Here is a 1,913-nt window from a genome sequence, read left to right on the forward strand (position 1 = left end):
GCGAGGAGTACCGGATCACGCACAAGCTGCCCAACGGCACCGAGTGGCAGATGTGCTACCGGAACAACGACTACGCGGGCCTGGTCCTGGAGGACATCTCGTACAAGCCGAAGGGCGCCCGCAGCGCCGTCCCGGTGCTCAACAGCGCCCGCCTGGGGCAGATACACGTGCCGTACGACGACGGCGGCATCGAGTACTACGACGTCACCGAGATCGCCCTCGGCTCCGCGCCCGTGTCGCTGAAGGAGAAGGACTGCCCCGGCGGCACCCGCCGCCCGGTCAAGGTCGGCGGCGAAGCGTACGACGCGGTCTGCGTCACCCAGCAGCCGCGCGGCTTCGCGCACTTCGGCAACAGCTGGGACGTCGGCGAGGAGAACGGCCGCAACGACAGCGCGCAGGGCGACGACCTCGTCGTCTACACGATCCACTCGGCGGGTTACTACTACTACATCACCCAGTGGAACTTCTCCGACGACGGCACCGTCACCGCCAAGGAGGGCGCCACCGGCAACCTCTCCCCCGGTGACTTCGACGCCTCGGACAAGCAGGGCTGGCCGATCGGCAAGAACTCGCAGGACCGCGCGACCAGCCACCAGCACAACGTCTTCTGGCGGCTGGACTTCCAGACGGACAGCGCCCGCCCGGCCAAGATCCAGCAGTACGACACGAAGCGCTCCGGCACCGGCGAGGGGGGCTACCCGGCGCAGGAGACGACCCGCAAGAACGTCACCAAGGAGACGTCGGGCAACTCCGACCAGCACCGCTGGTGGCGCGTGAGCGGCACGGCCGGCAGGAACGGCGACGGGCACACGCGGTCCTGGGAGCTGGTGCACAGCAACAGCGCCCGCTACACGGGGCGCAAGTTCACCAGCAAGGACGTGTGGTTCACGCAGTACAAGAAGTGCGAGAAGTTCCCGAACCACAACCGGCAGTTCGACAGCAACTGCGCGAAGGACATCGTCGCCGCCACCGACGGCGAGCAGCTCAAGCACCCCATCGTCTGGGTGAACGTGGGCTTCCACCACATCGCCCGCGACGAGGACCAGACGCCGATGCCGGTGCACTGGCAGGGCTTCCAGCTCTCCCCGCGGGACGTGACGGACATGAGCCCGCTCACGCCGGACCGGCTGCGCAAGCCGCAGTACAACGGTGATCCCTTCGACTGAGCGAGGGCACCACGCGCGCTGACGCGCACTGACACGCGATGACGCGCACCCCGCGGCGTCCCCGTCCGGCTCCGGTCCGGGCGGGGGCGCCGTATTCTCGTCTCCACCCCCCGCGCGGCCGTGTGAGATCCCGAGGAGATGCCGATGCCCCCTTCCGTCGTCCACCCGTCGTTGCGCGAGCAGATCCGCGAGCACATCGTGGAGGGCGTCGTCAGCGGCCGGTGGAAGCCGGGTGAGCGGATCGTGGAGCGGCGTATCGCGGTCGAGCTGGAGGTCAGCCAGACGCCGGTGCGCGAGGCGCTGCGCGAGCTGGAGAGCATGCGGCTGATCGAGTCGGCGCCGAACAAGGGGGTCCGGGTCCGCGACCTGACGGCGGCGGACCTGGAGGAGATCTATCCGGTACGGGCCGGCCTGGAGCAGATCGCGGCGGAGCTGGCGGCGCCGCGGCTGGCGGCGGACGTCTCGGCGCTGGAGCCGCACGTGGCCGCGCTGCGGGAGGCGGACGCGACGGGCGACGGCGGGGCGCAGGTCAGGCACACGGTGGCGTTCCACCGGGAGCTGGTGCGGGCGTCGGGCAACAGCGTGCTGCTGCACACGTGGGAGTCGCTGGGCATCGAGATCTACACGTCGCTGGCGATCCGCTGGCTGGGCACGCGCCAGCAGGCGTACGCGGAGGAGCACGCGGACATCGTCGCGGCCTTCCGCCGCCGCGACCCGGCGATCGCCGAACTGGTCAAGTCCCACGTC

The 1,913-nt window shown here is 70.0% G+C and carries 2 protein-coding genes; both read left to right on the plus strand.

Annotated elements, in window-relative coordinates:
- Positions 1–1,166: copper amine oxidase (locus H5J30_RS30220; RefSeq protein ID WP_181790586.1), on the plus strand; the 1,166-nt coding region annotated here is incomplete at its 5' end.
- Positions 1,167–1,310: 144 nt separating this feature from the next.
- The coding region (locus H5J30_RS30225) for a GntR family transcriptional regulator (RefSeq protein WP_181790588.1) at positions 1,311–1,913 on the plus strand (603 nt) is incomplete at its 3' end.

Origin of the sequence: Streptomyces phytophilus (assembly GCF_013870535.1) — a bacterium.
GTDB classification, from domain to species: Bacteria; Actinomycetota; Actinomycetes; order Streptomycetales; family Streptomycetaceae; genus Streptomyces; species Streptomyces phytophilus.